Origin of the sequence: Rhodovulum sp. (assembly GCF_011048875.1) — a bacterium.
Classification (GTDB): Bacteria; Pseudomonadota; Alphaproteobacteria; order Rhodobacterales; family Rhodobacteraceae; genus Rhodovulum; species Rhodovulum tesquicola.
The window spans coordinates 1-4,501 of sequence record NZ_DSDD01000245.1 but is presented as its reverse complement, the minus strand read 5'-3'; the positions used below and the strand labels follow the sequence as shown (position 1 = coordinate 4,501).

Annotated in this window: 5 protein-coding genes; all 5 read right to left on the bottom strand. The window is 68.4% G+C overall.

All coding sequences use genetic code 11. From position 1 onward, the window contains the following. Positions 1 to 561: MT-A70 family methyltransferase (locus ENN83_RS08700; RefSeq protein ID WP_287186004.1), on the bottom strand; the 561-nt coding region annotated here is incomplete at its 3' end. Positions 562 to 672: 111 nt separating this feature from the next. Next, entirely contained in the window at positions 673 to 1,845 is a 1,173-nt protein-coding gene (locus ENN83_RS08695; RefSeq protein WP_287186002.1) for a Hint domain-containing protein, read from the bottom strand. Positions 1,846 to 2,004: 159 nt separating this feature from the next. Beyond that, complete coding sequence (locus tag ENN83_RS08690; RefSeq protein WP_287186001.1) at positions 2,005 to 2,376, bottom strand: hypothetical protein; 372 nt, start codon at positions 2,374 to 2,376, stop codon at positions 2,005 to 2,007. 96 nt (positions 2,377 to 2,472) lie between these two features. Beyond that, entirely contained in the window at positions 2,473 to 3,732 is a 1,260-nt protein-coding gene (locus ENN83_RS08685) for a DEAD/DEAH box helicase (protein WP_287185999.1), read from the bottom strand. A 280-nt stretch (positions 3,733 to 4,012) separates the two neighbouring features. Then, entirely contained in the window at positions 4,013 to 4,492 is a 480-nt protein-coding gene (locus tag ENN83_RS08680) for an Lrp/AsnC family transcriptional regulator (RefSeq protein ID WP_287186006.1), read from the bottom strand. Positions 4,493 to 4,501: the final 9 nt, after the last annotated feature.

The following is a 4,501-nucleotide window of genomic DNA, read 5'->3' as shown; positions in this document are numbered from 1 at the left end:
GCCCCAGACCGTCCAGCCCTGCCGGACACCGCGGCCGAACAGTTCCAGATAGGGACCCCAGGAACAGCTTTCGATCAGCTCGTATTGTTCGTCCGGCTTGCGGGAATGTTCGCGCTTGCGGGTCTGCAGCATGTTGACCTGCCGCCGCCCCGCATCCAGCGTGCGCGCATTGCGCCCGCGGGTGCCGAACAGAAGGATCTCGGTCACGTTGCGGAAATAGAAGCCCACGCCGCGCCCGTCCGAGCCGCCATCCTTGCGCACCTTGTGCCAGACGATATTCGACTTGTACTCGAACCCCCAGGCCGAAAGCACCTGCAAGCCCTGCGGCAACAGCGCGTTCGGCACCCACAGATAACAATGCGCGCGATCCGCAAGGTGGTCCGCGACGGGCAGGGCGCAGATCTCGTCCACATCGAGCGTGGGATAGCGCGACAGGCGCCGATGTTCCGGCGCGACCTTGCCGGTGCGGTTGACGAATCGCCAGGGCGGATCGGCCAGCACGGTGCCGAACCGGCCACCATCCAGAAACACGCGCAGGTCTTGTGCCGGAGAGCTTGTCATATCCAACATAGTGGCGGATTTTCCCTGATGCTCCAATGGGAACAATAAGGGAACAATGTGGGGTTGCAACCCCCTTTCCGCGCCTGCCGGCTGTGGTTCGGGCGGGACGGGTCAGGCCGTCACCGGCGCGGCCTTGCGGACCCACCCGCACCACGTGCTGGCGTGACGCCACAGTCGCCCATGCGGGCCGAGCGCGCCCGCGGCGATCTCGATGGGGGCATGGCGCGGGGTGCGGGTCATCTCGTCGGTCTCGACCCTGCGGGCGGCGATGAATCGGGTGGGGTGGGCAACCGGCAGGCCGCGCGCGTCCCGGGACAGGACCGCGTCACCCTCGCGCAGCGTCTCGAACGGGCGGGGGTCGTCGGGCGTGTCGATCCGCTTGCCCGACCCGATGCAGGTGATGCCCATGGCCTGAAGCGTCTCGATCGGGGCGACCTGTTCGGGCGTGACGCCCAGAAGCGTCACCTTCTCGCCACCCGGAAAGACCAGGATCGCGCTGCCCGCGCCGTCATCCTGAATGGTAACGTCGCGCGCCCGGACAGGGTTGCCTGCACGGTCGAGCAGGGTCGCGCCATCGAGCTGATCGCGCGTGCGGCCGTCGATCATGGTCATGTCGAAATCGGTGACGGTGTCCCAGCCGCCGCCCGGCTCCAGAACGATCAGGTCCGAACCGCCGCCGGTGGTGATGCGGTCGTCGCCCGCGCCCCCGATGATCGTGTCGTTGCCCGTCCCGCCAATCAGCGTGTCACTGCCGTCCCCGCCATCGACCGAGTCGTTGTCGCCGCCTGCCAGGATGTGATCGTCGTAGATGCCGCCCTGGATGACTGCGTCCTGTCCGGGATCCCGCGCCGGGGTCGAAAGGGCGTTGTAGTCAGGCGGGTCGGCAAGCAGGGTGTCCGACCAGTTGGCGATCAGACAGGTGACGCCGGGTTCCAGCTGGCCGTCGACGACATGGCCCGCAAGCGTGCCGTTCACCAGCACCTGATAGACCGTGATCGTGCCACCCGCCGGGCTGCTCAGCGTCGTGGAATAGCCCAGCCGGACATCGCCCGAGGCAAGGGTGTCGCCCCCGGCATTGGTGATCGTCGCGCTCTGCGTGTTGTCAGGGACGGTGTTGGCCGAGCCGTGGAAGATGCCACCGTCATTGGTGACGGTGATGATCAGCCGGTCGGCTTCCGCGACGAAATCCGGTTCGAGCATGAAGCGCGCGCCGATGTCGGGTGGACCGCCGCCCTCGATCAGGAATTGCGAGACGGCATAGCCGCCGAGGGTACAGGTGGCCATGGGCGCGCGCCTTTCGCCGGATGCGACTGACCGTGTTCCCCGCTTGTCTCAGGACGAGGCTAAGGATCGGTCGCGATCCACCGGGAATGCGGCGCAGTTCGGGAAGGGGGGAAGGTGCCCCGCCTGCCGTGCCCAGACTGGCGGTGGCGCGGCGCGGTCTCAGACGTCGAACAGATCGCCGAGGCCGAAATCGTCCAGAAAGTCGCCGTCATCGCTCGCTTCGGCCAGCGCCTCGCCGTCAAGCCCGGCAATGTCGGGGTCGAACCCAAGCTCGTCGGCCACCGCCGCAAAGGCCGCCTGCATCTCGCCCGACAGCGTCAGCCCGGCCAGCACCGTCCCGAGCCACGCGCCGCCCGCGACGGCAAGCCCGGTGCCCAGAAGTCCCGGCCCGGCCCGATTGCGCGCAGGCCGCGCGGGCGGGGCCGTTCCGGCGGCGGCGTCCAGAAGATGAAGGCGATCGATCAGCTCGGCATCGCCCGAGGCGAGGATCTTCTGCCGCGCTTCCTCGGCGCGGCGGGTCCGGTCGGTCATGGCATGTCTCCCTTTTGCCAAGGGATATAGGGGCCGGACCGCCGGATGCCAGAACCCGGCGCGGCAACGGGTGCAGCGCGCGGGTGGTGACTGGCCTCAGGCCGTGCGGCGGCGACGCGGGCGACATCCCTTGCCTGCCGCCGGGGCCTCGGCGAACAGGCGGGCGGCCGGTTTGCCGCCCCGACGCGGCGGCTTGCCCGCGTTGCGGGCCGGTGTGGCGCTGCCGGCGGGGCGGTCGCCGCGGGCCACGGGGATCTCGATCTTCATCAAGCGTTCGATCTGTTGCAGCAGCCCCAACTCGTCATGCGCGCAAAGCGCAATCGCCTCGCCCTCGCGCCCGGCGCGGGCGGTGCGGCCGATGCGGTGGACATAGTTGTCCGGCACCTCGGGCAGGTCGTAGTTCACGACATAGGCCACGCCCGGAATGTCGATGCCGCGCGCGGCAACATCGGTGGCGACCAGCGTGGTGATCGTGCCCTCGCGGAACGCCTTGATCGCGCGGTCGCGCTGGCCCTGGCTCTTGTTGCCATGGATCGAGGCGGCGTTGTGCCCGTCGGCGACCAGCCCCTTCATCAGCTTTTCCGCGCCATGCTTGGTGCGCGCGAAGACCAGCGTCAGCGCGCCGGGATCCCGGATCAGGATCTCGCGCAGGCGGGCGGGTTTCTCGGCCTTGTCGAGGAAATGCACCGACTGGGTGACCTTGTCGGCGGCCTTGCCCGGGCGGGAGACCTGCACGCGCCGGGGGTTGGTCAGGTAGGCGCGGCTGAGTTCCTCCACCTGTTTCGGCATGGTGGCCGAGAACAGCATGGTCTGGCGCGGGGTGCCCAGTTTCGGGGCGATCCGGCGCAGGGCGTGGATGAAGCCCAGATCCAGCATCTGGTCGGCCTCGTCCAGCACCAGATACCGTGCCCGGCCCAGATCGACCGCGCGCCGGTCCATCAGGTCGATCAGCCGACCCGGCGTCGCCACAAGGATGTCGGTGCCGCGGTCCAGAAGGCTGATCTGACGGTTGATGGACTGCCCGCCCACCACGGTCGCCACGCGCAGTTTCGTGCCCGTGGTCAGGGCGCGCAGCGCGTCGGCGATCTGGGTGACCAGTTCGCGGGTGGGGGCGAGGATCAGCGCCCTGGCGGATTTCGGCGCGGGCCTGTCGGGGGTCGCCAACAGCCGGTCGATCAGCGGAAGGCCGAAGGCCAGCGTCTTGCCGGTGCCGGTCTGGGCCAGGCCCAGGATGTCATGGCCCTCCAGCGCCAGCGGGATCGCCTGGGTCTGGATCGGGGTCGGTTGGGTAAAGCCCGCCTGGCGGAGCGCGTCGGTCAGGGCCGGTGCAAGGCCAAGCGTGGTGAAGTCGGTCAAGGGATATCCTTTACTGGTCGCGCAAGGGCATGAGGCCCCGCACGGAAAGCCGGAACGCAGCGCAACCAGCGCGGCGCAAGTGGGTCTGCGCAGCCTCGGAACGGACGGGGGAATCCCGCGCCATCCGGCCGTCGCATCAGGAACCCTGCGTGATGGGGGACTCTGGTTTCGTTTGCGCTGATGCACCCGGGGGTGCGGCCTGCTCACGCGGCAGCGCAGCGTTGGGTGTCACATGGGCCATCGGTGCCGACAAGTCAAGCGTCACGGTCGGGCGGACGGTTCATCCAGCCGGCAGGATGGTGGTCGCCTTGATCTCCTCCATCGACAGAAGCGCCGTGACGTTGAAGATGCGCACATCCGCGTTCAGCGCCTGGTAGAAGGTGTCATAGGCCGCGGCGTCCGAGACGCGCACCTTGAGGATATAGTCGATCTCGCCCGCCAGCCGGTGCGCTTCCAGCACCTCGGGGCGTTTCAGGAGCGCGGCAAGGAAACGCCGCTGCCAGTCCGCCTCGTGTTCGGAGGTGCGGATCAGCACGAAGAAACAGGTGTCGCGATCCAGCGCCCTTGGGTCCACGATCACCGTTTGCTGGCGGATCACGCCCGCCTCGCGCATCTTGCGGATGCGGTTCCACACGGGCGTCTTGGACGAGCCGACCTTTTTCGCGATATCGTCCAGCGATTGGGCGGCATCGGCCTGCAACTCGCCCAGGATGCGCCGGTCCAGCGCGTCAAGTTCGGATCTGTCGTCGTTGCGGGCCATGGTCTTCTC